The organism is Planococcus sp. BI3 (assembly GCF_056680115.1).
The window spans coordinates 3,331,474-3,356,420 of the sequence record NZ_CM155266.1 but is presented as its reverse complement, the minus strand read 5'-3'; the positions used below and the strand labels follow the sequence as shown (position 1 = coordinate 3,356,420).

The following is a 24,947-nucleotide window of genomic DNA, read 5'->3' as shown; positions in this document are numbered from 1 at the left end:
TAAAAACATAAAAAAAGAAGAGGCAGCTGAAAACCTGCCTCTCCCTGCTATTGATTGAATGCCAGACTGCCGATCGGCTCGAAGGTGTCCAAGCCATAGCTCTTGATTTCACCATTTGCCACTGTGTACAATTCCCCACCAATATAAAGGATGCGCTGAATGGCCGTATTCCAGTCTTCGTATTGATCATCTGTTGGTTCAATTAAATTCGCTGTTTGTGAAATTCCATCTGGAGTAATCGTGTAGATCAACGCCCCTTCCCCTTCAAATTCCACATAATCACCAGCAGTTCCTTCGTATAGCGCAGCAGGAAAGCCAAACAGGTTTTTTTCCTGATGTGTAAACAAAGCTTTGTGATCATATTGAAGTGCCGAATAGGTTCCAGGTCCGCCGATAATCTCTGTGTCTTTTTCCACCGGTGCAGTAAAGTCACTGACATCAAACAACGAAATCTTCATGCCGCCTGTGACCACACGAGGCTCACCATTCTTGACAGGCACCAGTTTCGTATCATAGCCAAAGCCGATCAAATGGTCATCATCCAGCGGGTGCAGATAATTTGAGAAGCCCGGTATTTTCAATTCTCCAAGCACCTCCGGAGAGGACGGGACAGCAACATCAATGACGAAAAGCGGATCCGTTTCTTTAAAGGTCACCATATAGGCTTTGTCTTCAATAAAGCGGGCTGAATAGATCCGTTCTCCAGGAGCCAAATCTTCCACTGATCCCACTTGGTTCATCTGCCCATCCAAGATGAACAGGTGACTTTTCGATGGAGAAGTTAAGTCCCACGTAATCCCATCTGTCGTCACTGCCCTAAAATAACCATTGTATTCATCCATGGAAAACTGGTTGAGCAGGGAACCTGTTATTTCTGCAGAAGCCAGAAAATCGACCGCCGTACCATTCAATCCAAATTTAAAAACTTCCGTGTTGGCCTGTTGAGGGAGCCAAATCGCCATTTCACTGCCGCTGCTTGTATCATCATCTAACGGGACATACGCGGATGCTGTCAAATAGAGATTTTCTTCATTCATGTAAAGCTGCTCACTGCCTCCTAAAAACCCTTCTGTCGAAATGTCGCTGGTTTCAGGAACAGTCAAATCAATACTCGTAATGACACTGTAGCTGCCTTCCATGGTTCCAGGCAGAACGGCGATGCTGTCGTATGGCAAAGGCTGAAGCTCGCCGCCGTTATTCGAGTCATATCGATGCGGCCGCAGCTCAGGCTCATCCTGCTCTTCGAGAACCCAATAATCCGGATAGACATTGGTGACAAAATAAAGGACATTGCCCGCCAGCCTTGCACCGCTTAAATCTCCTTCCGCGCCGAATTCACGGATCAATTGAGGCGATTCAGGATTGCTGACATCATATAAATAGACGGAAGTGATGCCTAAATAAGGCAACTGGCTATGCGGCAACCGAAAGTTATCGATCGGCATAGCTGAAAAACGGCTGCCCATGACCACCAGTGTGCCGTCTGATAAGAAAAGCTGCTGCGGATACGTTTCTTCCGTGAAAGGCAGCTCCGCTGCGACAACCATCTCCTGTGGATTTCGGACATCTGAAATCACGACGCGCGATTCACTGATAGAGTAGATATACGAACCATCCGTTTTCACAAGGTCAGCTTCATCCACTCCCTCCACTTGGTTATTGGTGGTCGAATGATCGCCTTCCGCTCCCGCGCCTTCACCAGTTGCGGAGTCAGCGGATTCTGCTGTGTCTTCTCCACTTTCCTGAACAACGCCGCCGTATTGCTGATTGTTCTGCTGCATTTCCATCAGACGCGCAAAATAATTCCGCAACTCTTCTTCATCCGACAATTTCTCCAATTGTTCCTGCACAGTGAACGAAACTTCCGTATTCACCAAACTTTTCATAAAACTGTTCTTTAACGCTGCTCTTTTGATATGCAGTTGATATTCGCCGGTTGTGATTTCAGGGATTTCCAGTGTCTTTCCATTGTCGTGGATGAACATTTCGACATCCACACGGCCACCCTTTGCATCCGTCACATATACGTACCCCTTATCGATGGCTTCCTGATGAAGTGATGAAGAGAAATTGGCCTTCCATCCCTGTTCTGTTAAAGCGACAGAGGAAGCGCTGACGGATACCTTATCATTGAAAAAAACAAACAGCAGACCGATCGCTGCAGCCGCAATGGCGGCAAGAAGCCAGATCTTTTTCTTCTTCATGACGCTTCACCCTTTCAGACATCCCTTTTTCCATTAGACAGAAAATCACTGGAAAAGTTACACATTTCATCTGAAATTTTTTACAGCTGTCCGGAAAACATTCTTGAACGTCTCCGGTGATTCGTCCGTTGCGCCGCCACCTTGAGCAAATTGGGCGTTGCCGCCGCCTTTGCCTCTAGTCAATGCCAAAAGTTGCTGCAGAACTTCACGCATATCGCCCGGCGCCTGCTCTCCTTTTGCACAGACAAAGCGCATATCTCCTTCTGAAGCGCTGATGAACAGCACGGTTGCTGAAGGATTTTTGCCGATCACCAGGCGGGCAAGCTGCTGCAGTTCCTTAACCGGCCGGCCGGCAAAGAGCTTTTCTACAATTCCATTGTCCGGAAGCATTGCCTCCGCTTCCATGTTCAACAGTTGTTCCTGAAGATTTTTGATGGTTTTGTCGGCAGATGCTTTGTCGGCCACCAGAGCTTTTGCAGCCTCCGGCAATTCGGCAGTCGGCGCATTCAATTGAACGACCAATTTATCAGTGGTTTCCATAAGGAAATTGAAATGCTGCAATGCCCGGTCGCCGCATAAAAAATAAACCCGCATGCCGCCTTTGGCTTTCTCCGTGGAGATGATCTTCAACAGGCCGATATCCGCTGTATTTTTGGGATGGGTGCCACCGCAGGCATTCAAATCCACTCCATCAATTTCAACCAGGCGAATATCACCTTCCACCACTGGCGGCTTTCTCAGTTGCATTTCTTTGGCTCTTTCGGAAGTGACCCAGCGATCCGAAATTGCCAGACATTGGCGGATGAACCCATTCGCCTTTTTTTCAACTGCCTGCAGCTGTTCTTTTGTTGCCGAATCCAGATCCAGGTCAATAGAGACCCGTTCTTTCCCTAAATGAAAACTTTGGGTTTTAAAGCCGAAATCGTCTTCGAGCAACGCACTCAGCAAATGCTGCCCCGCGTGCTGCTGCATATGATCCCACCTTCTTTGCCGATCTACTTGGGCAAAAAAGCTGGTTTCTGGCAGCTGAATATGGGTGTAATGGCGGATTTCACCTCTGACGATCTGCACATCCAGCACTTTGGCAGGTCCAATTTCGCCTTTATCAGCCGGTTGCCCTCCACCTTCCGGATAAAAGCAGCTTTGATCCAGAATGGCGTAATAGCCGGCCTCATCCTTTCCGCTATCCATCACTTGGACAGTTGCTTCTAGAATCTCTGAATCCTGGTAATATAGTTTTTTTGTCATATCGGCACCTCATCTTTATAGTTGTGTATATTTCACTGGTTTCTGTTGTTTACGAAATCTGGATTAGTGGAATTATATTAGCAAATAGAAGTACAGGAGGGCACATGAAATGCCTAAGTTCAATCGTTCCGTATTATTGTATAACGGCAATGCAGGAGCGTCTACGGTAGACACTGTCCTGAGACTGGCTGTCCCGCATCTGGCTGAAGCATCCAAATCGCTCGAACTGATCCAAACGGATTCTCCGGAAGAATTCGAGAATGCCTGCCAGACCGCTGCAACTCATGCAGATATTCTATTCATCGCTGGAGGTGATGGAACCATCCATTCGGCGGTCCGTGCTTTGGCAGCTGTTCCTGCTCCTCCGCCCATCGCCATCATTCCAAGTGGTACCTGCAATGATTTTGCACGCACTTTGAATATTCCTTTGGACTTGGACTTGGCGGCTTCAGAACTGGTCAATGGGGAAATCAAGGAAATTGATACAGGAAAAATCAACGGCGGCTCTTTTCTCAATTTTGCCGGCATTGGCCTGATCACCGATGCTTCTTCCAATATCGATCCCCATTTAAAAGAACGCTACGGGAAACTCAGTTATTTTATGAGCGCGCTGCAATCCATGAGGCAAGCAGAACCATTTCCAGTCCATTTGAAGATTGATGGAATCAGCTACGCCGAGGAAGGCGTCCTGGTGCTTGTCATGAACGGCAAGTCGATTGGCACCCACAACTTCCCACTGGCAACGATCGACCCTGCAGACGGCTTGCTCGACCTGTTCATTATTCAAACCTCTTCTTTGGCTGCGTTGCGCGAATGGTTTTCCCTTTCTCAGCCTGAAGTCGTGACAGAAGAATTAGAGCATATCGTCCATTATCAGGGCAAATCCATTTCCATCACCACCGAGGAAGAAGTGGATGTTGATACCGATGGTGAAATCTATTTGACGACACCGCTCGCCATCGAGATTCAGCCAGGCAGCCTGAAAATGCTGGTTCCGAAAAAAGTGGAAGAGCCCATCTAAAAATCGAAAAGAGGGATGGCTCCTGTCTGAGCCATCCCTCTTTCTGGTCAAAAATCCCATTGCGTCCTTCATTCCGCGGAGACAGCCGGCTCGTTCAGTTCTGGAAAGCTGAACGGTGGATGGTTTCTTTAATTTCCACACCGCGCTTGGCCATCTCTGCAATATATTCCTCTCCGGGAACTATCATTTCTGGCGGGTAGGCACCCGGCTTATCGATTATGCCTTTGCCAATCATCTGTGCAACCACTGAAACGGTATGGGCGGTCGCACGTGCCATTGCGGTAACACCCGTATCAAGGTCTTTTACCGTCACCATATTGTATTCGCAGCTGATTTCCTCACCCGCTTTCACGCCTGACACCGTCACCCGCAAAACCACGGCATCCTGTTTGTCTCCAAGTGCGGTTATCGGTTCCAGCACTGCCTTTAAGACCGAGCGCAGCTTTACTTCACGGCCTTCCACTTGGACTGTTTTCGTCCGGTCCGTAAAGCCCAGATCAACCAGCAATTTAAATTTCTCAGCATGCCCTTTATAGCGCAAGGTTTTGTATTCCAACGACTTTACATCGCTGAAGGTATCCGTCAATGTCGACGTTCCTCCGGAGGTATGGAAAGCCTCCAATTCACCGAAGCCTTCAAATTCCACATGTTCAATTTCAGATAGGGATTCAACTTCCAGCAGCTTCCCTTCACGGATGACATGTGATTTGTCCGTATAATGATCGAAAACGCCTTCCAGTGAAAAAACATGGTTGTATTCGAGCGGCGGTTCCGGATGAACCGGGATGCCCCCGACAAACAGCCGGATATCGGATACTTGATCAAGTTTGCTGGCGCCGTAGCCTGCAAGGATATTGATCATGCCAGGCGCCACACCCAAATCCGGAATCAGCGTGATGCCCTTTTGCTGCGCTTGTTCATGCATCTCCAGCACCGCATCTGTCGCGCCTCCGATATGTCCACCTAAATCTACAGCATGGACACCACACCGGAGCGCAGTAGCCGCCACCTTTTCATTAAAGGTATAGAAAAGCGCATTGATGACGATATCCCCTTTCGAAATAACTGCCGCCAATGCATCATCATCGTCCGCATCCAGCTCCAGTACTTCCAGCTTGCTGCTGCCGAGCTGCTCCTTGAACACCTCGGCTTGATCAATAGTACGATCCGCTAAAAAGACCCGTTCCACAGCTTCACCGGCGACCAAATCCCGAGCCGCCTGTTTCCCCATCAATCCTGCGCCTAATACGACGATTTTCATCTCTCTATCCCCTTTCCCTTAAACTTCATTATCGATTTGCGCGCGTTGCAATTTACCACTGTAATCGACATAGACACTTTTCCATTCCGTAAAGACATCCAATGCCGCGACGCCGGAATCGCGATGTCCATTCCCAGTGCCTTTTGTTCCTCCGAACGGCAGATGAATTTCAGCACCTGTCGTCCCTGCATTTATATAGACGATTCCCGTATCCAAATCACGCTGGGCTTTGAACGCCCGGTTGACATCAGCCGTATAGATAGAGCTGGATAAACCATAAATCACCCCATTGTTGACCTCAATGGCTTCTTCGAAACTCGCCACTTCAATCATCGACACGACCGGTCCAAAAATCTCTTCCTGCGCAATGCGCATATTCGGCGTCACATCCGCAAACAATGTCGGAGCGTAATAGTTGCCTTTATCGTAAATGCCGCCTGTCAGGATTTCACCGCCAACTAAGAGGCTGGCTCCTTCCTCCTGGCCGATTGCAATATAGGAATGGATCTTTTCAAGGGCTTTGCGATTGATGACCGGCCCCACTTTAATCGATTCATCCGTGCCATCGCCAATCGTCAAAGTTTCCATTTTCGACAGCAGACGCTTCTGCAATTCCTCCTTGACATCCCGATGGACGATGACGCGGCTGCAAGCTGTGCAACGCTGGCCGGCTGTGCCGAATGCGCTCCATAGGATCCCTTCGACAGCCAAATCCAAATCAGCGTCTTCCATGACGATGACGGCATTTTTGCCACCCATTTCAAGCGATACTTTTTTCAGGTTGCGCCCTCCCGCTTCGGCCACTTTACGTCCCGTCTCTGTTGATCCGGTAAATGAAATGACCCGCACGCCTTCATGTTCAATCAGCGCTGTCCCAACCTCTGAACCAGCTCCAAAGACAATATTCGCGACACCTTCGGGAAGGCCCACTTCTTCAAATATCTTCGCCATTTCATAAGCCATCATCGGTGTTTCAGTTGCCGGCTTCCAAACAAAGGTATTGCCTGCCACAATCGCCGGAAACGATTTCCAGGTGGCGATTGCTATCGGGAAATTCCATGGAGTAATCAGCCCCACCACGCCAATCGGAGACCGGATGCTCATCGCAAATTTGTCCGCCAGTTCCGATGGCGTCGTTTCACCGAACAGCCGCCTTCCTTCCCCTGCCATGTAATAGGCCATGTCGATTCCTTCCTGGACTTCGCCGCGCCCTTCTTCGATGACCTTCCCCATTTCTTTGGTCAACACTTGAGCCAGCTGTTCTTTTCGTTCCTTCATCAGCCGGCCGATTTCATATAAGTAATCCGCGCGCTTGGGTGCCGGAACTTTCGCCCATTTTTTTTGTGCTGCCTGGGCCGCTTTAACCGCCAAGTCAACATCCTCTGCGGTGGACATGCGTACCTGTGCCAACTCTTCCCCGTTTGCCGGATTCAGGACTGGCTGGAACTTCGCCTGTTCAGCCTGCTGCCATTTGCCGTTTACAAAATTGGTCAATTTCATTGTCCTTGCCCCTTTCATACAAACCATTATGAGAGCGCTTTCAATTTCATTATTTCATAGATCTTCAGAAAACCCTAGGAGATTTCTGAAATATCCATTTTTATTTTTTGTTAGCTAAATCCTTATCCATCCAGCAACTCGTATCCCACTCTAACAGCCGCTGCCGAAGGATCCGAATCCATTCCAAAGCAGACATTCGAAGCCGACACCCTGTTCTTCGACTTTTTCAAACCGCTATAAGACAGAAATAATACATTTTCACGTCTTTTCACCGAAACTCTTGACACTGACGGTGCGTTATAGTGTATTTTAAAGAGAGAGGTGATTAGATTGTACAAAGTACAAGAAGTAGCAAAAATAGCGGGCGTCAGTGTCCGAACTCTCCATCACTATGACAGTATCGATTTACTGAAACCATCAAATATCGGAACCAACCGATATCGTTATTACAATGGAAAAGATTTAAAATTGCTTCAACAGATTCTATTCCTGAAAGAGCTCGATTTTTCATTAAAGAAAATTCAGGAGCTTGTAGCTGGTGGCTTTGATTGGGAATACGCATTGTCGCAGCACATCGAGTTGCTGGAACAAAAAAAACAACGCCTTGAAAAGCTGATTCAAAATGCAGAGCGCACTCAGCAGGAGCTCCAGGGGGGACAGAGCTTGACGGATTCAGAACGTTTTGCAGCTTTCGCCAGCAGCAAAGCAGAAGACCTGATCAGGAAATACCAAACTCCCGATACCGGTGTTTCTGTATTAGAGCCGGTTGAACCACAGCTGGAATCCTTGCAGGCTGCCTCAGGCGGATATGGTGAAGAATCATCTGTTGCCGTTGCGGTCGCTCCCGTTGAAACGGCTTTATACGAAGAACCTGCCGCAGCAGCCAGCGAACCTGTCCAAGCGGAAAAAGAAGAAGAAGATTTGGATGAAATCAACCGCGAAGGAGACCGCATTTACAACACAGTCGCCAGCTTGATGCACCTGTCTCCACAGACGGATGCCGTCCAACAAGAAATGAAGGCTTATTACACCCTCCTGAACCGTTTCTATGACTGTTCACCGAAAATGTTCCGCGGCCTCGGTGACCTTTACGCATCCGATAGCCGTTTTGCCAACAATATCGATCAGCATGGCCAAGGATTGGCTAAATACCTGAAAGACGCGATGTATATCTACGCTGAAGGTTTACAGGATGCTTGAGCTTATCGGGCCGTGCAGCAATTGCGGCAAAGACGTCTATTGCCGCGATGGTTTTCTTGATGGGGTTTATGTAGACGGGGAATTGGTCTGCTTTGATTGCCAGGAAGAAGTGGAAAAATAAACCGAGCACAAATTAAAAAAGCTGCCGAATCAATCGGCAGCTTTTTTGCATTCGTTTACACTCTAGTTGTTTCTTTCAATGCGTCCAGACGCACCTGTACTTGTTCCCCGGTCAAGCCGTGTTCAAAAGCATAACGGTTGCGCGGGTGTTCACGGCATTCATCAGAACATGAACGCATATACTTATGCTCATTTTCTTCAGAAGCCAAAATCTTCGCATTGCATTCAGGATTTGCACAGTTTACATAGCGCTCACAAGGTTCGCCCGTAAAATGGTCTTTGCCGACAATAGTGGGTTCAACCTGGTTTACAGGTACAGCGATACGCTCATCAAAAACGTATAATTGTCCGTCCCACAGCTCACCTTTTACTTCGGGATCCTTGCCGTAGGTGACGATGCCGCCGTGTAATTGAGCGACATCCTCGAAGCCTTCTTTTTTCAGCCAGCCAGAGAATTTTTCACAGCGGATTCCGCCTGTGCAATACGTCAAAATTTTCTTGCCTTCAAATTGTTCTTTGTTTTCGCGGATCCATTCCGGAAGATCACGGAAATTCTCAATATCCGGGCGGACCGAGTTGCGGAAATGCCCAAGATCATACTCGTAGTCATTTCGCGCATCCAAAACGATGGTGTCCTGTTGCTGCATTTGTTTGTAGAATTCAACCGGCTCCAGGTAAGTGCCTGTCAGTTCGTTCGGGTTGATGTCTTCTCCCAGCCCGAGGTGAACGATTTCCTTTTTCGCACGAACGTGCATCTTTTTAAACGCATGGCCTTCAGCGGCATCGATCTTGAAAACGATGTCCGAGAAGCGCAGATCGCTTTTCAGCATTTCCATGTAAGCTTCAGTTTGTTCGATGGTCCCTGAACATGTACCATTGATGCCTTCTTCCGAAACAAGGATACGGCCTTTCAGCTCGAGCCCTTTACAGGCAGCCAAATGCTCAACAGCAAAAGTCTCGGGATCTTCAATCGGTGTATATAAATAATAAAGCAGAACGTTGTGTGTATGATTTTGCATGAATCATACCTCCTATTTCCTCAATTTGCTTCTGCACCAAACAGGCAGCAAAAACCTCAATCATTTTACAATAAATAACGGTAAACTTCAACTTTTGCCAAGCAGGAAAAAGTTGAAGCTTGCCTGCAGCTGCGGGTCTTTAGGCAAACCAGCATCTGCAAGGCGTCCAATCCGCTATTCAACTGCAAAAAAGACAGCCCAATGACAGCTGTCTTTTTCTGCTTTCATTCAGCAGACTCTGTTTTTCACCGATTTATTTTCAAGACAAGCCTTGATCGCTTCCGCGTTCAACGCCATCATCTCCAAACGGGTCTGGACAGTGGCACTGCCGATATGCGGCAATACCGTAACATTCGGCAATGTCAGCAGCGGATGATCCAGCGGCACCGGCTCCTGCTCAAATACATCCAGGCCTGCCCCCCATATTCCGCCCTCTTTCAAGGCTTCGTATAAGGCCACCTCATCGACGATGCCGCCTCTGGCTGTGTTGATCAGGCAGGCGGTCTCTTTCATCAGCGCCAATTCTTTCGACCCGATCATCCCTTTTGTTTCCGGTGTCAGCGGAGTCAAGATCACTACGTAATCCGAAATCTTCAGCAATTCCTCAAATTCGGCGTAGCGCACGTCTTCAAGGCTTCTGCGCGACCGATTATGGTACAGGATATCCATGCCAAATCCCTGGGCACGGCGGGCTACCGCCTCACCGATCCGCCCCATGCCGATAATTCCAAGCGTGGCGCCGGCCACATTCTGTCCGGTCATCCCCATCGGTGTCCAGGATTTCCATTCGCCTGAACGGACTGTTTTTTCCGCTTCAATAATTCTGCGGGCGGTTGCCAATAATAAAGCAAAAGTCAGATCCGCAGTGGATTCCGTCAAGACGTCCGGTGTATTGGTGACCATTACCCCATGTTTGTGGGCTGCCTCAAGGTCGACATTGTTGTAGCCGACTGCCAGATTGCTGACAATCTTCAGGTTGGGGGCGGCTTCAAACACTTCATGGTCCACCCGATCGGACACTGTGGTCCATAGTGCATGCGCCTCTTTTGCTTCTTCAAGCAATTTTCCACGTGGTGCGGGAGCATCTTCTTCCGTCCACATCCGGACTTCGTATTGGTCTCTCAATCCAGCTACCGCTTGTTCCGGCAGCTTTTGCGTGATGAATACAATTGGCTTCATAAGAATCCTCCATCCTGTATTGTCCCATAATTATAACAATTAAAAAAACTGCAGGCAATTGCCAGCAGTTTCCTATTAGTTCCTCACTCTTATTTTCTTGATGTAATACCAGACAGCCCCTATTATCCCAAGGGCGATCAAAGCATAGACCACGTTCGAATAAAGATCCAATTGGTTCATGATCTGTTCGCTGTTGTCGCCTACCGCTTCACCGACAAACACCAATACGGTGTTCCACAGCAAGGTGCCGAGAGTGGTGAAACTTACAAACAGCCAAAACTTCATATTCGACATACCCGCTGGAATGGAAATCAAGCTGCGCACCAAAGGAATCAGGCGGCCGAAAAACACCGTCCAAACCCCGAAACGATCAAACCAGGCATCCGCTTTTTGGATATCTTCTTTTTTCACGCGCAGCCAGTTGCCATATTTGTCTATGATCTTTTCCAGCCGCTCGACATCCAGCAGCAAGCCGACGCCGTACAAGACCACCGCTCCAAGGACCGAACCGGCAGTGGATGCCAGTATCACTCCAGGTATCGTCATCGTTGTCGTCGTTGTCATGTACCCGCCGACCGTCAATATCACTTCTGATGGAATCGGCGGAAATACATTTTCCAGCATAATCAGCAGAAAGATTCCGAAGTAGCCGTAATCTGACATGACCGAAGTAATCCAATCTTCCATGCAAACACTCCTCTTACGAAGATGGCCGGAAATTCATCGTGACCGACCACAGCTCTGAACGGCTTCCGAGGCGCAACGGCGGTCCCCAGAAACCAAATCCGGAAGACACCACAAAATGTGTCTTCTTAATTAAACGATAGCCGTAATCCAGCTCAAAAATTCTCTTCGTCAATAAATGGTTTGGCCACATCTGGCCTTTATGGGTGTGCCCGGACATATGAAAGTCCGCACCTAACTCCACCGGAATTTTCAAATTGGATGGTGTGTGGTCCATCACAATCCAAGGCAATTTTCCTTTTTCCGGCTTCAATTGAGGCAGTGGACGCCGCTTGCCGTTGGTCCGGTCTTCACGCCCCGTCAAATAAAAACGATTTGCCACCAGAATAGTTTCATCCCTCAGGATATTGACCCCTGATTTTTCCATCAACCTTACCAGCAACGGGATTTTCTTCCCGTAATACTCATGATTCCCCAAAACGCCATAAACACCCAAAGACGGCTTCAGCTGCTCCATCACTTCCGACATGCCATAGCGCGCATACCAAACCGGATCATCATCCACCAAGTCGCCCGCTAAAAACACAACATCCGGCTGCAGCTCGTTTGTCTTTTTCACAAAACGCCGCAAATGTCTTTTGCCTGATAAGACACCCAGGTGAAAGTCAGAGCCGATGACCAGATGCAGCGGTTCAGCTGCTTCTCCGTCTACCGTGACCTCCAATTTGCGGACAACGGGGCTGTAGGCCAAATAAGTGCCCACAATGAAAATCACCAGCAGGATGGCGGCAGTTGCCGATCCGATGAAAAACACATCTCCTCCAAAATCCGCCACTAGCACAATGATATTCGCCACAGGAATCAGAAGAATCGCATATTGCAGAAAAGCGAACCAATACGAACCGAGAATCGTAAAGCCAAGCCATTTATGGCCAATCCGCCCGATAACATAACTGTAAGCGGCAATCAGCCAAAGAACCGCAAAGAACCACGGGTTGACGCTGTCCATAAAACTGTTCAGCCAGCTGTAGGCTGCCCAGCCAAGATAGGCAACAAGCGACGTATAGACCAATAAAGCACCACCGATGCCTGCCAGTATTTTCATCGTAAAAAACCTCTTTCTTCTTTTAAGTTGGACCCTGTATAGAGGATTCATTATTTTCAATGGGATAAAAAATATTATAGCATTCCATACGCTGATAGCTCGCAAGAAAACTCCTGAAAAACCTTTTGCGCCGTCAACTTATGTAGACGCTTCTACGCCTCAGGACCTAGGCAAAGATGCAGTCAGAGACCGTATTGGAAAATGCGGCCGCTTAGTATGATTAGGGTAGAAATTGAGAGGAGGAAAATCACATGAACAAATTTTGGTTAACCACCCTCGGCATCATTGCCGGAATCGTCGCCCTTTCCAATTTGGGACCCATCATCGGATTGGCCGTATCCCTATTAGTCGTCTACGCAGGGGTGCATTATTACTTGCGAAGCATCTCGGCACTGGCGAAATTCTGGTGGGCTTTCGTCGGCGTACTCGGAGGACTTGCAGCCATCTCAAATGTGCCGGCATTGATCGGCGTCGCTGCAATTGCCGGATTGTGGATGATCTACCGCGCATGGAATGGCCAAAGCGTTTCAGTCGCAGCTGTAAAAGAAAGCGATCCATTCACGAATTTCGAACAGCAATGGAACAAACTGACCAAATAAGGAGGAAACGAATATGACAACTTTATGGGACCGTTTCAAATTTGCCGTCGCAACCGACCTGGATGCCGTCGTCGCAAAAAAAGAGGAAAAAAATCCACTGGCGTTGCTGAACCGCTACATCACAGAAGCGGAAAACCAGACGGCCGCTACAGGAAAATGGGTGGAGCGCCAGGCTCAGCTCAATGGTAAACTGGAGAAGGAATTGGCTGAAGCTTCTGCTATGCTCGACAAGCGCCAAAACCAATTGGAATTGGCACAGTCTTCAGGCGAAGCCGACCTTGCTGATTTTGCCGCCATGGAAGTCGAGGCTTATGCTGCACGTGTTACGGTACTGCAGAACAACCTGGATGAAAACCTTGCTGAACTGACTGGCCTGGAGCATCGCTACGAGGAAATGAAGCATAAAGTGAAAGACATGAAAGTGAAGCAGCTGCAATTGATGGGCAAGGAAAACGCAACGCGCGCCCATCATCAGATGGATAAAGTGCTGAGCCCGGAACTTGTCGCTGAACGCATCGGTTCGTTTGACGACATGGCGTCCTACATCAAGACTCTTGGCGCTAAAGTCGAAGAACGCCATGAGCATTCAGCAATGGAACGCCGCTTGGAATCTTTAGAAAAAAATAGCGCAAACCAAAAAGAAATTGTTTAAACTGAAGTGAGAAGAAGTTTTTCTTCTTCTCATTTTTTCTGATACAAAGAAGGAGGCAAAAGCCATGCAGCATTTTACAACAAACAGACAAGCGTTTTTTTTATTGAGCGCTTTATTATTGATATTCGTGGAAGCTGCCTTTTTTGGAAACGGCAGTGTGTTTTTGATCCTTCTTGGTATCGGAACCATTTACTATGCGTTACGAAATAAAGTGAAATACCGCCGCTCATACTTTTGGACAGGTGCCTTCCTCATCGGAGTTTCCATCCTGTCGATGTGGAGTTTACGGCTGATGGTTTTCGGGCTTGCCATCTACCTCCTGATCCGGTTGTGGAAAGGTGAAGAATGGCTGCAGACTGCCCCGCTTCACGGCTCTACAGATAAAGGGCTTATCCAGAACAAAGTCATGGCCGCACAAAGCACTCCGATTGAATCCTATGAGTGGAAAGACATTCATGTACAGGGATTTATCGGCGATATCCTAGTGGATACCACTCAAACCGTGTTGCCGAAAAAAACCTCACTGATTTCCATACGGCAAGGCTTTGGAAAAGTCCAAGTTGTCGTTCCCTACGAAATCCCTGTAAGAATCTTCTATTCGACGCTGTTGGGAGAAGCCCGCTTTTTCAACGGGAACAACCAACGGATTCTTAATGGCACGATCCACGCAGAAGATGGATACCCAGCGGACGCCGGCAATAAAGTCGAGTTGATTGTTTCCGTGTCCACTTGGATGGGGGATGTCGAGGTGATCCGCAGATGAGACAGATTTTGCCGCGCAGCCTGTTTTTCATTTCCCTTTTCGCCTTGATCGTGTTCAGCATCCTTTTTGCCTTGCTCGGCTTGCCGACAGTCAACAGCTGGTCTGTTCTATGGGAAGATTTCATCGCCGGGCTGCCTCTGGGCATTTGGCTGCTTGTCTTGATGCTCGCCCTGTCTGTCAGCATCTCCTGGTGGACTGAATCTTTGTCACGGTCAAAGGTCCAGGAAATTGAAGAAATTTTCCAGGCACTCTTGCGCAATGAAGACAAAACCGTCGTCCAGGCTGCCCATATGAAAACCTTGCCGCGTAATCTATCGAGCTCCATCCTGAAACTGCAGAAGCTTCTGGAATCCCAGCGCAAAAGCCTGACACGGATTGCCAATGAACGGGCGGAAACACAGGACCAGATTATCCAGGAACGCCTGATCATGGAACGCCAACGTTTGGCCAGGGAGCTTCATGACTCGGTTTCCCAGCAGCTGTTCGCCGCTTCCATGCTGCTGTCTTCCATGACTGAAAGCGGGGACGTGCAGCCAGGACTGCTGCAGACCGAGAAGATGGTCCAACAGGCTCAACTGGAAATGCGCGCGCTGCTGCTGCATTTGCGCCCCGCTGCCCTGCATGACAAGAGCCTGCGTCAAGGATTATATGAATTGGTCAGTGAGCTGAAGGAAAAGGTCCATTTTACAATCGAGCATAAATTGGAAGAAGTCCCTTTGCAAAAAGGGGCCGAGGACCATTTGTTCCGCATTGCGCAGGAAACTTTATCGAATACGCTTCGCCATTCAAAAGCGACCGAAGTCCATATCTTGTTTGTTGAGCGAGATGATTTTGCAATTCTGCGCATTCAGGACAATGGCGTCGGTTTTGAAAGCGAGCAATCCAAGTCAACTTCCTATGGCCTAAAACATATCGAAGAACGTGCCATCGAAATCGGTGCAACCAGCAAAATCGTTTCCGTGCCTTCTGAAGGCACGATTGTGGAAGTAAAAGTTCCGATTGAAAGGAAGAAAACCCATGATTCGAATCTTATTAGTGGATGACCACGAAATGGTCCGCATCGGCGTCTCCGCCTACCTGCAATCACAAAAGGACATGGAGGTTGCCGGTGAAGCGGCGAACGGGCAGGAAGCAGTTGAAATGGCTCTAGAGCTGCGCCCAGACCTGATTTTAATGGACATGGTGATGCCCATCATGAATGGTGCAGAAGCGACAAAAGCCATCATCGATCAGTGGCCGGAAGCGAAGATCATGATAGTCACCAGTTTTCTGGACGATGACAAAGTCTACCCGGCTCTTCAGGCGGGAGCCGTCAGCTACATATTAAAAACATCAAAAGCGTCGCGGATTGCCGACTCGATTCGTGAAACCATGAACGGCACGCCTGTGCTTGAACCTGAAGTCATGACCAAAATGATGAAGCAGATGCGCCAGGAACGCGTCCTTCATGACGATCTGACCGAGCGGGAAATGGAAATTCTCCTGTTGCTGGCTTGCGGTTTAACCAATCAGGAAATCGCCGATAGATTGTTCATCGCCTTGAAAACAGTGAAGACCCACGTCAGCAATATCCTGGCAAAGCTGGAGGTCCACGACCGGACCCAAGCAGTCATTTATGCCTTCCAGCATAAGCTGATTTCTCCTCCTAAATAAAACACAAAAAAGCCGGACAGTTTTTATGCTGTCCGGCTTTGAGCTTTTAGACTAAAGAGTATTTATGTCATTCAAAGAATGAATACTCATTTCATTGTGTTTATACGGAATCCTGCGCTTCAGGCGGACGCTTTCCGCGGACGAAGCAATGAGCCTCCTCGTCGCAAGCTCCTGCGGGGTCTCATCACTCCGTTCTTCCGCAGGAGTCGCCACCTTGCGCTTCGGATTTTGAGTCTTGAGTGACGAAATAATGTTTGGACTATTTTTATCAGGATACTGACTAGCAGGCTTCTTCCTTTGATTGAAGCAGCACACTCCTAACAGGGCTGGCCACGAAGACTCCTGTGGGACAGCGAAAGCTGAAGACCCCGCAGGAACGCAGTGACGAGGAGGCTGAAGCTGAGCCCACGGAAAGCGAAGTGGCCGGACCGGTTGGGGGTTATGCACCGCTATTCATTTTGAATAAACTATGTCTACATTCAAAGCCGGACAGTTTTTACGCTGTCCGGCTTTTTCAATTACACATTTAATTTCCGCAGTTCCACGCGGCGGATTTTGCCCGAAGCCGTCTTCGGCAACTCGTCCAAAAATTCGATGATGCGCGGATACTTATAAGGTGCGGTGATTTCTTTGACATGGTCCTGCAGCTGCTTTACTAAAGCAGCTTTATCTGGAAAATCATCCGGATTGCGCAGCACCACATAGGCTTTGACGATATTGCCACGAATCTCATCCGGAGCGGCTACCACGGCACATTCCTGGATGGCCTCGTGCTTCATGAGCGCATCTTCGACTTCAAAAGGTCCGATGGTGTAGCCAGAGCTGATGATGATGTCATCGCTTCGCCCTTCAAACCAAAAATAACCGTCTTCATCACGTGTTGCTTGGTCTCCCGTTAAATACCAATCGCCGCGGAACGCCGCTTTGGTCCGTTCGGAATCCCGGTAATATTCCCGGAACAACGCCGGACAATCACGGTGTACAGCGATATCCCCCACTTCTCCGACCGCTGTCGGTTTGCCTTCATCATTGATGATATCAACCGGATTTCCCGGAGTCGGTTTGCCCATCGAGCCCGGCTTCACTTCCATATCCTGCAGTGTTCCGACAAGCAAGGTGTTTTCAGTCTGGCCATAACCATCCCGGACGTTGATATCGAATGCCCGTTGGAAAGCCTCGATGACTTGCCGGTTCAAAGGTTCTCCGGCAGACACCGCTGACCTCAATGCAGGCAGTTTATATGAATCGAGATTTTCCACTTTTGCCATGATCCGGTATTCTGTCGGCGTACAGCATAGGACATTGATATTTTCTTCCTTCAATAAATCCAGGTATTTCAACGCATCGAATGGCCCGTTGTAGACGAATGCCGTGGCGCCGAGCGTAATCGTCGACAGGAATGGACTCCAAATCCATTTTTGCCAGCCCGGAGCCGCGGTTGCCCACACCATATCTCCGCTTTGAACGCCCAGCCATTTCGTCGCCGCTGTCCGTACATGTGCATAGCCCCAGCCATGGACGTGCACTACGCCCTTTGGATTGCCGGTAGTGCCGGATGTATAAGACAGGAAAGCCATGTCTTCCCGGTGAGTCGGCACCGCTTCGAATTCCGTTGATTCTTTTTCCGCCAGTTCCTCGAAAGACTGCCAGCCTTCTTCCGTTCCGCCAATGATCAATTTATTGTCCAGTGCATCCAAGTCTTCATCAATCGAGTTGGTTTCAGCAGTTGTTTTATAATGCGCGACAATGCCTTTTGCACTCGAATGGTGCATCCGGTAAGTCAAATCTTTCTTTCGCAGCATTTCTGAACAGGGAATTGCGACAATTCCAGCACGCAGACAAGCCAAATACGTAATATAAGCTTCCGGAATCCGTGGAAGAATGATCAGCATCCGATCGCCTTTCTCAATGCCCAGCTTCAGCAACGCTTGTGCATATTGATTCATTTTGCCGACCAGCTCTTTATAGGAAAGATCTTCCCGATTGCCTTCACTGTCCAGCCACCGAATCGCCAATCGCTCAGCGTCTTCTTTGTATTTCTCTAATTCTGAGGTGATATTGTACTGTTCCGGTGCAATTAAATCCTTGAATTCCATCTGATAGCCTCCAATCTATTTTTTCATGCCGGCGGAATAATCAGGTAGTAGACGCTTGCTAAAAATACGAATGCTGCCAATGCCGCCAGGTAAGCTTTTTTAGTGGTGAAATTCTGAGTGGTTTTGATGATTTTGGCACACACCAGATACATCCAAAGAACACCGATTGCCAGCAGCACATAGACCAGCGGATGGCCATTTCCGGCATCTGCCAGGTAGGGTGCTCCCAAAAGGCCAGGCAGCAATGCTACCGGCGCTGCCCGATTAATGTCCCGCAGCAATCCTTTTCCGCCAAGCCCCTTTGAACCTGCCCAAAGCAGCAGCGCCAGGCCTATTTTTGTAATGAACGCCATTAACAGCCCAAATAGGATGAAAATCGACGGAACAATGAAGTTTTGCAGCAAAGCTGAATCGAAACTTGCTATGTATGAGGCATTTGACGCGATTGAAATCGCGCCATAGCCCAATCCAACGATGAGTAGCAACAGATTGCTCACCAATGGGGTTTTCGGCAATTCTAAAAATGACCGAAAAGATGAATCATTTAAAGCAACCATTTTTCCGACCATTTTACTCACCCTTTCTTTCATTCTCTACATCCCCCAAGGCATCAAAGCCCATATCGCGACAGCTGCAGAAACCACTACCGTAATTCCGGCACCGACCGTACTGTTGTAACGATACGATTTGATGTCCTTCCATCCGTGGATGCGTTCGATCAACTCAATATCCGATTGTTTGGTCAGCTTGTTCGCAAGACCCGGCATCCGGTTAGTGACATAGGAAACGACAATCAGCAGGATAAAGCTGATCGGCACAGCCAGCATAGCGCCGGATAAGCCCATTCCATCAGTAACGCCATGTCCCGTCAAGACGATGCTCGGGAAAACGAATGGCGACACGATGATATAGATGGCGCCACCAACTAGAGACGCCGCAATCGCGCCGAATTTATTGGCTTCTTTCCACCAAACCCCGACGATGATCAGAGGTGCATTCGTGACTCCAGCTAAACCGAATGCCCAGAGAATACTGACGACCAAGAAAGCCGGCGGTTGAATTGCCAGCAGGATACTGACCAATCCACCAGCGAAAATAGCGACAAAACCGATTCGCAAACTTAAGCGCTGAGGAATATTCGGCTTTAAGGTAGCGATGATATCCTGGGAAATCAAGGCACCGATGGCCAGTAAATTACCGCTTAATGTCGAAAGTCCAGCTGAAATCGCTCCAGCGATAACAAGTGCCGTCACCCATTCCGGGTTATAGACCAGATTCAAGATAATGGTGAGTTTATCAGCATCCCCTTCTGAAATGACCAGGCCTTGAGTAGCTGTTGCATATACGCCTACAAAGCCCATGGCGTACGTTGCGGAGAACACCAACCCAAGAATAAAGGCGAACCAGACCATCGCTGAACGCGCACTTTTCAGATTGGAGGCCGTGTAAACACGCATCGCTAAATGGGGAAGCCCCAAAGCGCCGATTGTTAAAGCGGGAATAATAGAGAAATACCATTTCGGCGAGAACTGATAGTCAAAAAATGTCGGCAAAGATTCCAGCATCGCCGGAACCATGTCTGAATAGAACAGGGGCGGGAAGTACCAGCCATCTGCTCCAATCGCTTTCATGATGGCACCAAGCGGCAGGATGAACATCAAAGCGATGATGACCATCTGAATCGCTGCGTTGTTTGTCGCTCCCGCCATTCCGCCGATTGTGATGTAGCCGACAATAATAATTCCGAAAACAAAGAGTCCGGTTAAATAAGGAATTCCCAATAATGTTTCAAACGTAATCGCGATTCCGATCATCTGCCCCAAGGCATACATGATTGAAACTAAAATCATGAAAAGGGCCGCAATAATGGAAGCCGTCACTCCATAGCGGTCGCGGATAAAATGCGTAGGAGAGAAAGCGCCCATCCGGCGCAGGCTTGTTCCGTAGATGATCGTGATCAATGGAATGGCCAGGATCAATTGGATCCACAACATGATGAAAGGTACCTGCAACTGTAAGATTAGCGCCGTGATTCCGAGGAACGTGGCCAAACTCATATAAGTCGCTGCCATTGCCAAGCCATTGGTGAAAGCTCCAACATTTCCTCCGCCTATGTACAGGTCTTTTGCTGAGGAACTTTTTCGGTTAGATAAAAATCCAACGACATAAAATAATACAAAAGTCGCTCCCACGACTGCTAAGCCCAGAATCGGATTGGATAACTGCCAGTTTTGCGCTTCCATCATCTACACATCCTTTACTTCGTCGGAAATTCCGAGCGCGTCGTTTTCATTATCAATTTCATCATCAATGCGATTGCCGATTTTTCCAGCTACGATGGTCAGGAAGAAAACTCCGAACCAGCCCATCAGGATTGGCACAATGTACATGACTGGAAAGCCGAATAGCATAGCATCTACTGGAAAGATGGAGAAAATCAGCCCTACATTTCCCACTAAAATAAAGGCAGCTGTCATCCAAATGGTAAATTGTACTTCTTTCTTATACGCTTTCATCGTATCCCCCATTTCATCTAATTCATATGGTCACCCTTCCCAACTGAGCGTTCGCTCAGTTACAAACAGTACACCCCCTCCTAACTATTATGTAGTTAATATCTCCCTTGATTGTAACCGGTTGCATAAAAACAAGTCAATTGAATTTTTTAATTATTTAATTAATTATAGTAAAAGCATTAATTGAGGATTATCAAGCATTTCACCCTTCTTAAAACCCTGTCGTGTAGAAATAAAGTTGCATATTAGATGAATAATTATTTTTCTTAATCAGTATTTTTATATTTTAATATACCTTTTATTAGCTTGGATTCAGTTGAAATATTTCCCTTTTTTTATAGTTGGACGAATAAATATGCATTACTCCTTTTAAAATCAAAAAAATCCCCTTGGGGCAACTGCCTGCCCAAGGGGATTTCTAAGATGAACTTATAGATTTGGTTTGTCGTTTTCTTTGTTCATTTTCTTTTCAAGATTTTCAAGCTGGCGCTTTGCGAATTCGCGTCCTCCAATACCGAAGGAAATAGCAAAGGCCACAGCAAGTCCGGCGATGATGAACAAGAATGCCAGGTTAACGATATTTGTTGCAAAGTTCAGCTGATCCAGTGTCATGAATACGGCAATGATGATGATTACGTATTTGACGATGGATCCAAGGAAGCGATTGCCGGAAGCCTGTTTGATGTAGTTTCCAAGCAGACTGCCTCCGATCAAGCCAAGACCTAGAATGATCAGTGAACTGATAAGCAATGGCATATAGCCAATGACAGCTTCACCGATTCTATTCAATACATCCAGCTGCAGGACATTCATCGCTTCCACTGTGAAGAAAATGATGATGATTGCCTGTACTACTTTGCCGATGACGTTTGCAATATCAAAGCTCGGCGTTTTTGTTTTGTCTGGATTCAAGTAAGTTGAAAATCTGTTGATGCCTGTCCCATTCAATAGGCTGATCAACAAATCTCCTACAAATTTAGCAATCAGGACCCCTACCAGGATCAAAATAATTGCGACAAAAATATTCGGAATCATGTTCAGAACCTGGTTGAGCATATTGACAATTGGTTCAGAAATAGACTGGATATTCAAAGTTTCCAATGCGATGGTCAGGATGGGGATCAATACTATGACAAACACCACATTAGATAAAACATTCGCCAGTGTTGATTTGTCTCCAGCATCCATTCTTGTTGTTCCTGTTGGAGTGCCGCCTGTTTTACTGGTGAATTTATTGAACCACTTATCAATATTCATTGCAGTCAAAAGGCTGAACACAAGATTTTTCACGAATTTAGCTACAAAATAACCTATGACCAATATGATGATGGCCATAAGAAGATTTGGCAGGAATGCCAGCAGCTTGTCCATCATGTTTGAGATTGGCTGTGCCACATTCTGCATATTCAGAGCCTGCAAAACGCTTGGAATAAACAAAATGAAGATCAGATAATAAAGAATTTTCCCTATAGAATCCAGTTTGCTGTCCGCATCTTCTTTTGTTTTTGCCATATGGCCTCTGACCATGGCTTTGTCAACGCCTGCTTTTTTTAATCCTTTCGTAAAGATCGCCCGTACGATCGTCGCTACAACCCATGCGATAAGCAATAACAATAACGCACCTAGAACGTTTGGGATATAGTCGATGATTGTATTGCCGACTCCTCTGAAAGAATTCCCTACTTCATTCATATAACCAACTCCTTTTTAATTTTTTATATCATACCTATTATCCCCTTGCTCTTGTGAGGTTAAACTTTTAAAGGCCAAAACAAAAAAATAACAGAACCACTCAACTTTCAAGTGGATCTGCCATACGGATAAAAAATCCCATTAAACAGGAGAAAGCTTCGCCCTTCTGCCGATGGTCAATACAAGTATGCCGCCCAACAGCAACAGAACACCTATCCAAGAAAGCCCACTCAGTACCTCTCCGACCACCAGCACACCCAGAACAGCGGCTGTCAGCGGCTCCGCCAATGATAAAGTCACCGCAGAAGAAGAAGGAATCTGTTTCAATCCATAAGAAAAGAGGATATACGATAAGCTTGTTGCTCCAATCCCCAAATAGATGAGCAGGGATAAGTTTCCGGGAACTGTTATGTAGGAAAGGTCATAGAACAGTAAAAACGGCAACAGGCAACAGGCACTCAGCGAAAAAATCACCGCCACAGCGGAAACGGTTTCCATACTCTTGAGCACATTTTTGCTGACAAGGGCATAGACAGCAAAAGAAAAACCGGCACCGAGCGCCATGGCAATTCCTACTGGATCCACCAGTTGCTGGCCTCTATTTGCAAATAGCAGGATGCACCCGACTAAAGCCAACACAGTAGCAATCACCCAAACTCTGTCAGGCTTTTTTTTCAAAGCCACCCATTCAATCATTCCCGTCAAGACAGGAGCGCTGCCAATTGCCACGACCGTTCCAATTGCAATCCCAGTCAATTGGACAGATGAAAAAAACAAAGGCTGAAACAATGCCATGCTGATGGCCGAAAGAATGGCTGCGGGCCATGGAATCGTCCGTACAGACAATTTCCGTGCAGCCAGAACAAAAATCAACAACGAAAAACCGCCGATTGCTAAGCGGAAAGCGCCAATCGACAAGGGATGTGCAGTTCCTTCAAAAAAAGATTGAGCGGTTCCTGTCGTTCCCCATAAAATAGCCGCCAGCAAAACCCATAGATACGCCATATAATTCAACATCAACACTCCTATTTTCGGACTTTTCCCTTTAACATACCATGACGCTAATGGTTTGAGATAGCTGCCTCCTTCCATTATAATAAAGGAAAAGAATGGAGGAGGAGATCCTATGTATATGACAGTCCAGGAAACTGCCGCATTCTTATCGATGCCTGAAGAACAAGTCAATCGTTATGTATTGGAAGGCCGTATCCGCGCAGTCCATGATGGGGAGCAATACATGATCAACACCTCTCAATTCGGAACTCATTTCCAGCAGTTGGAACAGGCCAAGCAAGCGTTGGAGGAATGGCGCGCCATCCCTATACCGGACGATGTGGATATTAAGGATGAAGACTGAACAATAAAAGCATCTGAACGAGGTTAATCCTCGTTCAGATGCTTTTTTACATCCGAATTTCTAACGTGTTAGCTCAGGCACTAAAAGACTTTTTAATTTCCCTCCGATAAATCCGCCCCATTTTTCAAACTCCACCAAAAAACCATCATGCCCAAAATCTGTTTCAATAATTTTCCATTCCGCGTCCTTCTGCTTTTTAAGCCAAGGCACCATCAACTCACTCGGATAAAGCAAATCATGGGTAAATGATAAGGAATAAATAGGCACCTCCAGGGCAGCCTCCTCAACATCATGCGTATTCATCGCTTTCAGCAGCACCACATAGCTGTTGGCATCAAAGCGGCCTGCCAGTTTCTTTCCTTGGTAGTTCAAGTATGACTGTACATTAAATTCATCGCCGTCATTGGTGCGCCCAAAACGCTGATTGAACATATTGCCGCTGCGATAAGTGACCATACCAGCCATTCTGGCTACTTCAAACCCTTTTAAAAGAGACGCATTTTCATAATTTCCACTGTTGAAATCTTTATCATTTTCAATTGCCAAAATGCCGATATGGTTAAAAGCCACGCCATAATCACTGTAATACGGCGTCACGGCTAACGGAAGAATTGCATCGACAAATTCCGGATACAATTTACCCCATTCCAAAGTTTTCATCCCTCCTAAGGAGCCGCCAATTACTCCGGAAAGATGGTTGATGCCCAGCTTTTTTAATGCATAATATTCCGCCCGCACCATATCACCTATCGTCAGGGTTGGGAAATCAGCACGATAAGGAGCACCGGTTGCCGGGTTTATCGATAAAGGGCCGGTCGATCCATGGCACCCTCCCAGGACATTGAAGGTAATCACTTGAAAAACAGATGTATCCACCGGCTTGCCTGGTCCGATTAATCCTGCCCACCACCCCGGATCTCCTTCTGTGCCAACTGCATATTGATCTCCTGTCAATGCATGGCACACAAGGACAGCAGGAGCTTTTTCATCTCCATGACGTTCGTATGCAAGTTCTACATTGTCTAAAGTCTTAGTTGAATCCAGGGTTAACGAGCCAATGGATACTGTCTTCATGAAA

General features: G+C 47.5%; 24 protein-coding genes. 9 read left to right on the top strand and 15 right to left on the bottom strand.

Features of this window, described 5'->3' with window-relative positions; all coding sequences use genetic code 11:
• Nucleotides 1–47: 47 nt before the first annotated feature.
• The gene (locus AC1MEO_RS16810) at nucleotides 48–2,204 is read right to left on the bottom strand and encodes a beta-propeller domain-containing protein (protein WP_480332602.1); all 2,157 of its coding nucleotides are present in this window, start codon (nucleotides 2,202–2,204) and stop codon (nucleotides 48–50) included.
• A 66-nt stretch (nucleotides 2,205–2,270) separates the two neighbouring features.
• Entirely contained in the window at nucleotides 2,271–3,452 is a 1,182-nt protein-coding gene (locus tag AC1MEO_RS16805; RefSeq protein ID WP_480332600.1) for an alanyl-tRNA editing protein, read from the bottom strand.
• 109 nt (nucleotides 3,453–3,561) lie between these two features.
• Here AC1MEO_RS16805 and AC1MEO_RS16800 point away from each other — a divergent pair, with 109 nt between their 5' ends.
• Nucleotides 3,562–4,473 (top strand): diacylglycerol/lipid kinase family protein, encoded by a 912-nt coding sequence (locus AC1MEO_RS16800; RefSeq protein ID WP_480332598.1) that lies wholly within the window; start codon nucleotides 3,562–3,564, stop codon nucleotides 4,471–4,473.
• A 94-nt stretch (nucleotides 4,474–4,567) separates the two neighbouring features.
• On the opposite strand, the gene AC1MEO_RS16795 is transcribed toward AC1MEO_RS16800, so the two are convergent.
• Nucleotides 4,568–5,734, bottom strand: coding sequence for a saccharopine dehydrogenase family protein (locus AC1MEO_RS16795; RefSeq protein WP_480332596.1), 1,167 nt, complete (start codon nucleotides 5,732–5,734; stop codon nucleotides 4,568–4,570).
• An 18-nt stretch (nucleotides 5,735–5,752) separates the two neighbouring features.
• Nucleotides 5,753–7,234: an aldehyde dehydrogenase family protein gene (locus tag AC1MEO_RS16790; protein ID WP_480332594.1), complete on the bottom strand. Its 1,482-nt coding sequence runs from the start codon at nucleotides 7,232–7,234 to the stop codon at nucleotides 5,753–5,755.
• A gap of 330 nt (nucleotides 7,235–7,564) precedes the next feature.
• Between AC1MEO_RS16790 and AC1MEO_RS16785 the strand changes: the two genes are divergently transcribed.
• Together AC1MEO_RS16785 and AC1MEO_RS16780 are read left to right on the top strand one after the other, a co-directional pair.
• The gene (locus tag AC1MEO_RS16785; protein ID WP_480332592.1) at nucleotides 7,565–8,434 is read left to right on the top strand and encodes a MerR family transcriptional regulator; all 870 of its coding nucleotides are present in this window, start codon (nucleotides 7,565–7,567) and stop codon (nucleotides 8,432–8,434) included.
• On the top strand, nucleotides 8,427–8,555 hold the full coding sequence (locus AC1MEO_RS16780; RefSeq protein WP_298824073.1) for a hypothetical protein: 129 nt from the start codon (nucleotides 8,427–8,429) through the stop codon (nucleotides 8,553–8,555). The genes AC1MEO_RS16785 and AC1MEO_RS16780 overlap by 8 nt, the downstream gene beginning before the upstream one ends.
• A 55-nt stretch (nucleotides 8,556–8,610) precedes the next feature.
• On the opposite strand, the gene trhO is transcribed toward AC1MEO_RS16780, so the two are convergent.
• From trhO to AC1MEO_RS16760, 4 genes are all read right to left on the bottom strand, one after another.
• The gene (trhO, locus tag AC1MEO_RS16775) at nucleotides 8,611–9,573 is read right to left on the bottom strand and encodes an oxygen-dependent tRNA uridine(34) hydroxylase TrhO (protein WP_480332590.1); all 963 of its coding nucleotides are present in this window, start codon (nucleotides 9,571–9,573) and stop codon (nucleotides 8,611–8,613) included.
• A gap of 228 nt (nucleotides 9,574–9,801) precedes the next feature.
• Entirely contained in the window at nucleotides 9,802–10,752 is a 951-nt protein-coding gene (locus AC1MEO_RS16770) for a 2-hydroxyacid dehydrogenase (RefSeq protein WP_480332588.1), read from the bottom strand.
• 75 nt (nucleotides 10,753–10,827) lie between these two features.
• Entirely contained in the window at nucleotides 10,828–11,439 is a 612-nt protein-coding gene (locus AC1MEO_RS16765; protein ID WP_480332586.1) for a DedA family protein, read from the bottom strand.
• A gap of 13 nt (nucleotides 11,440–11,452) precedes the next feature.
• The gene (locus tag AC1MEO_RS16760) at nucleotides 11,453–12,541 is read right to left on the bottom strand and encodes a metallophosphoesterase (RefSeq protein ID WP_480332584.1); all 1,089 of its coding nucleotides are present in this window, start codon (nucleotides 12,539–12,541) and stop codon (nucleotides 11,453–11,455) included.
• Nucleotides 12,542–12,792: 251 nt separating this feature from the next.
• Between AC1MEO_RS16760 and AC1MEO_RS16755 the strand changes: the two genes are divergently transcribed.
• The 5 genes from AC1MEO_RS16755 to AC1MEO_RS16735 all read left to right on the top strand — a co-directional run bounded on the left by AC1MEO_RS16755 (nucleotide 12,793) and on the right by AC1MEO_RS16735 (nucleotide 16,208).
• A complete protein-coding gene (locus AC1MEO_RS16755; protein WP_223639878.1) occupies nucleotides 12,793–13,140 on the top strand; it encodes a lmo0954 family membrane protein in 348 nt (115 codons plus the stop codon).
• A gap of 13 nt (nucleotides 13,141–13,153) precedes the next feature.
• Entirely contained in the window at nucleotides 13,154–13,792 is a 639-nt protein-coding gene (locus AC1MEO_RS16750) for a PspA/IM30 family protein (protein ID WP_480332581.1), read from the top strand.
• Nucleotides 13,793–13,856: 64 nt separating this feature from the next.
• Entirely contained in the window at nucleotides 13,857–14,555 is a 699-nt protein-coding gene (gene liaF, locus AC1MEO_RS16745; protein ID WP_480332579.1) for a cell wall-active antibiotics response protein LiaF, read from the top strand.
• Entirely contained in the window at nucleotides 14,552–15,598 is a 1,047-nt protein-coding gene (locus tag AC1MEO_RS16740) for a sensor histidine kinase (RefSeq protein ID WP_480332577.1), read from the top strand. Before liaF ends, AC1MEO_RS16740 begins: the two co-directional genes overlap by 4 nt.
• Nucleotides 15,573–16,208, top strand: a complete 636-nt coding sequence (locus AC1MEO_RS16735) for a response regulator transcription factor (RefSeq protein ID WP_480332575.1) — start codon at nucleotides 15,573–15,575, stop codon at nucleotides 16,206–16,208. Before AC1MEO_RS16740 ends, AC1MEO_RS16735 begins: the two co-directional genes overlap by 26 nt.
• A 518-nt stretch (nucleotides 16,209–16,726) precedes the next feature.
• On the opposite strand, the gene mbcS is transcribed toward AC1MEO_RS16735, so the two are convergent.
• The 6 genes from mbcS to AC1MEO_RS16705 all read right to left on the bottom strand — a co-directional run bounded on the left by mbcS (nucleotide 16,727) and on the right by AC1MEO_RS16705 (nucleotide 23,529).
• On the bottom strand, nucleotides 16,727–18,304 hold the full coding sequence (gene mbcS / locus AC1MEO_RS16730; RefSeq protein WP_480332573.1) for an acyl-CoA synthetase MbcS: 1,578 nt from the start codon (nucleotides 18,302–18,304) through the stop codon (nucleotides 16,727–16,729).
• A gap of 23 nt (nucleotides 18,305–18,327) precedes the next feature.
• Nucleotides 18,328–18,894 (bottom strand): hypothetical protein, encoded by a 567-nt coding sequence (locus AC1MEO_RS16725; protein WP_480332571.1) that lies wholly within the window; start codon nucleotides 18,892–18,894, stop codon nucleotides 18,328–18,330.
• A gap of 3 nt (nucleotides 18,895–18,897) precedes the next feature.
• Nucleotides 18,898–20,550, bottom strand: coding sequence for a solute symporter family protein (locus tag AC1MEO_RS16720; RefSeq protein ID WP_480332569.1), 1,653 nt, complete (start codon nucleotides 20,548–20,550; stop codon nucleotides 18,898–18,900).
• Nucleotides 20,551–20,820: a hypothetical protein gene (locus AC1MEO_RS16715; protein ID WP_480332567.1), complete on the bottom strand. Its 270-nt coding sequence runs from the start codon at nucleotides 20,818–20,820 to the stop codon at nucleotides 20,551–20,553. It lies immediately after the preceding gene.
• Nucleotides 20,821–21,249: 429 nt separating this feature from the next.
• A complete protein-coding gene (locus AC1MEO_RS16710; RefSeq protein ID WP_480332565.1) occupies nucleotides 21,250–22,512 on the bottom strand; it encodes a mechanosensitive ion channel in 1,263 nt (420 codons plus the stop codon).
• 141 nt (nucleotides 22,513–22,653) lie between these two features.
• Nucleotides 22,654–23,529 carry a DMT family transporter gene (locus AC1MEO_RS16705; RefSeq protein ID WP_480332563.1) on the bottom strand — a complete coding sequence of 292 codons (876 nt, stop codon included), beginning with the start codon at nucleotides 23,527–23,529 and terminating at the stop codon, nucleotides 22,654–22,656.
• Between the two features lie 109 nt (nucleotides 23,530–23,638).
• On the opposite strand from AC1MEO_RS16705, the gene AC1MEO_RS16700 reads away from it, so the two are divergent.
• Nucleotides 23,639–23,869, top strand: a complete 231-nt coding sequence (locus tag AC1MEO_RS16700) for a helix-turn-helix domain-containing protein (RefSeq protein ID WP_215098966.1) — start codon at nucleotides 23,639–23,641, stop codon at nucleotides 23,867–23,869.
• Between the two features lie 60 nt (nucleotides 23,870–23,929).
• Here the strand turns inward: AC1MEO_RS16700 and metX are convergent, their stop codons facing one another.
• On the bottom strand, nucleotides 23,930–24,943 hold the full coding sequence (gene metX, locus AC1MEO_RS16695; protein WP_480332561.1) for a homoserine O-acetyltransferase MetX: 1,014 nt from the start codon (nucleotides 24,941–24,943) through the stop codon (nucleotides 23,930–23,932).
• Nucleotides 24,944–24,947 lie beyond the last annotated feature (4 nt).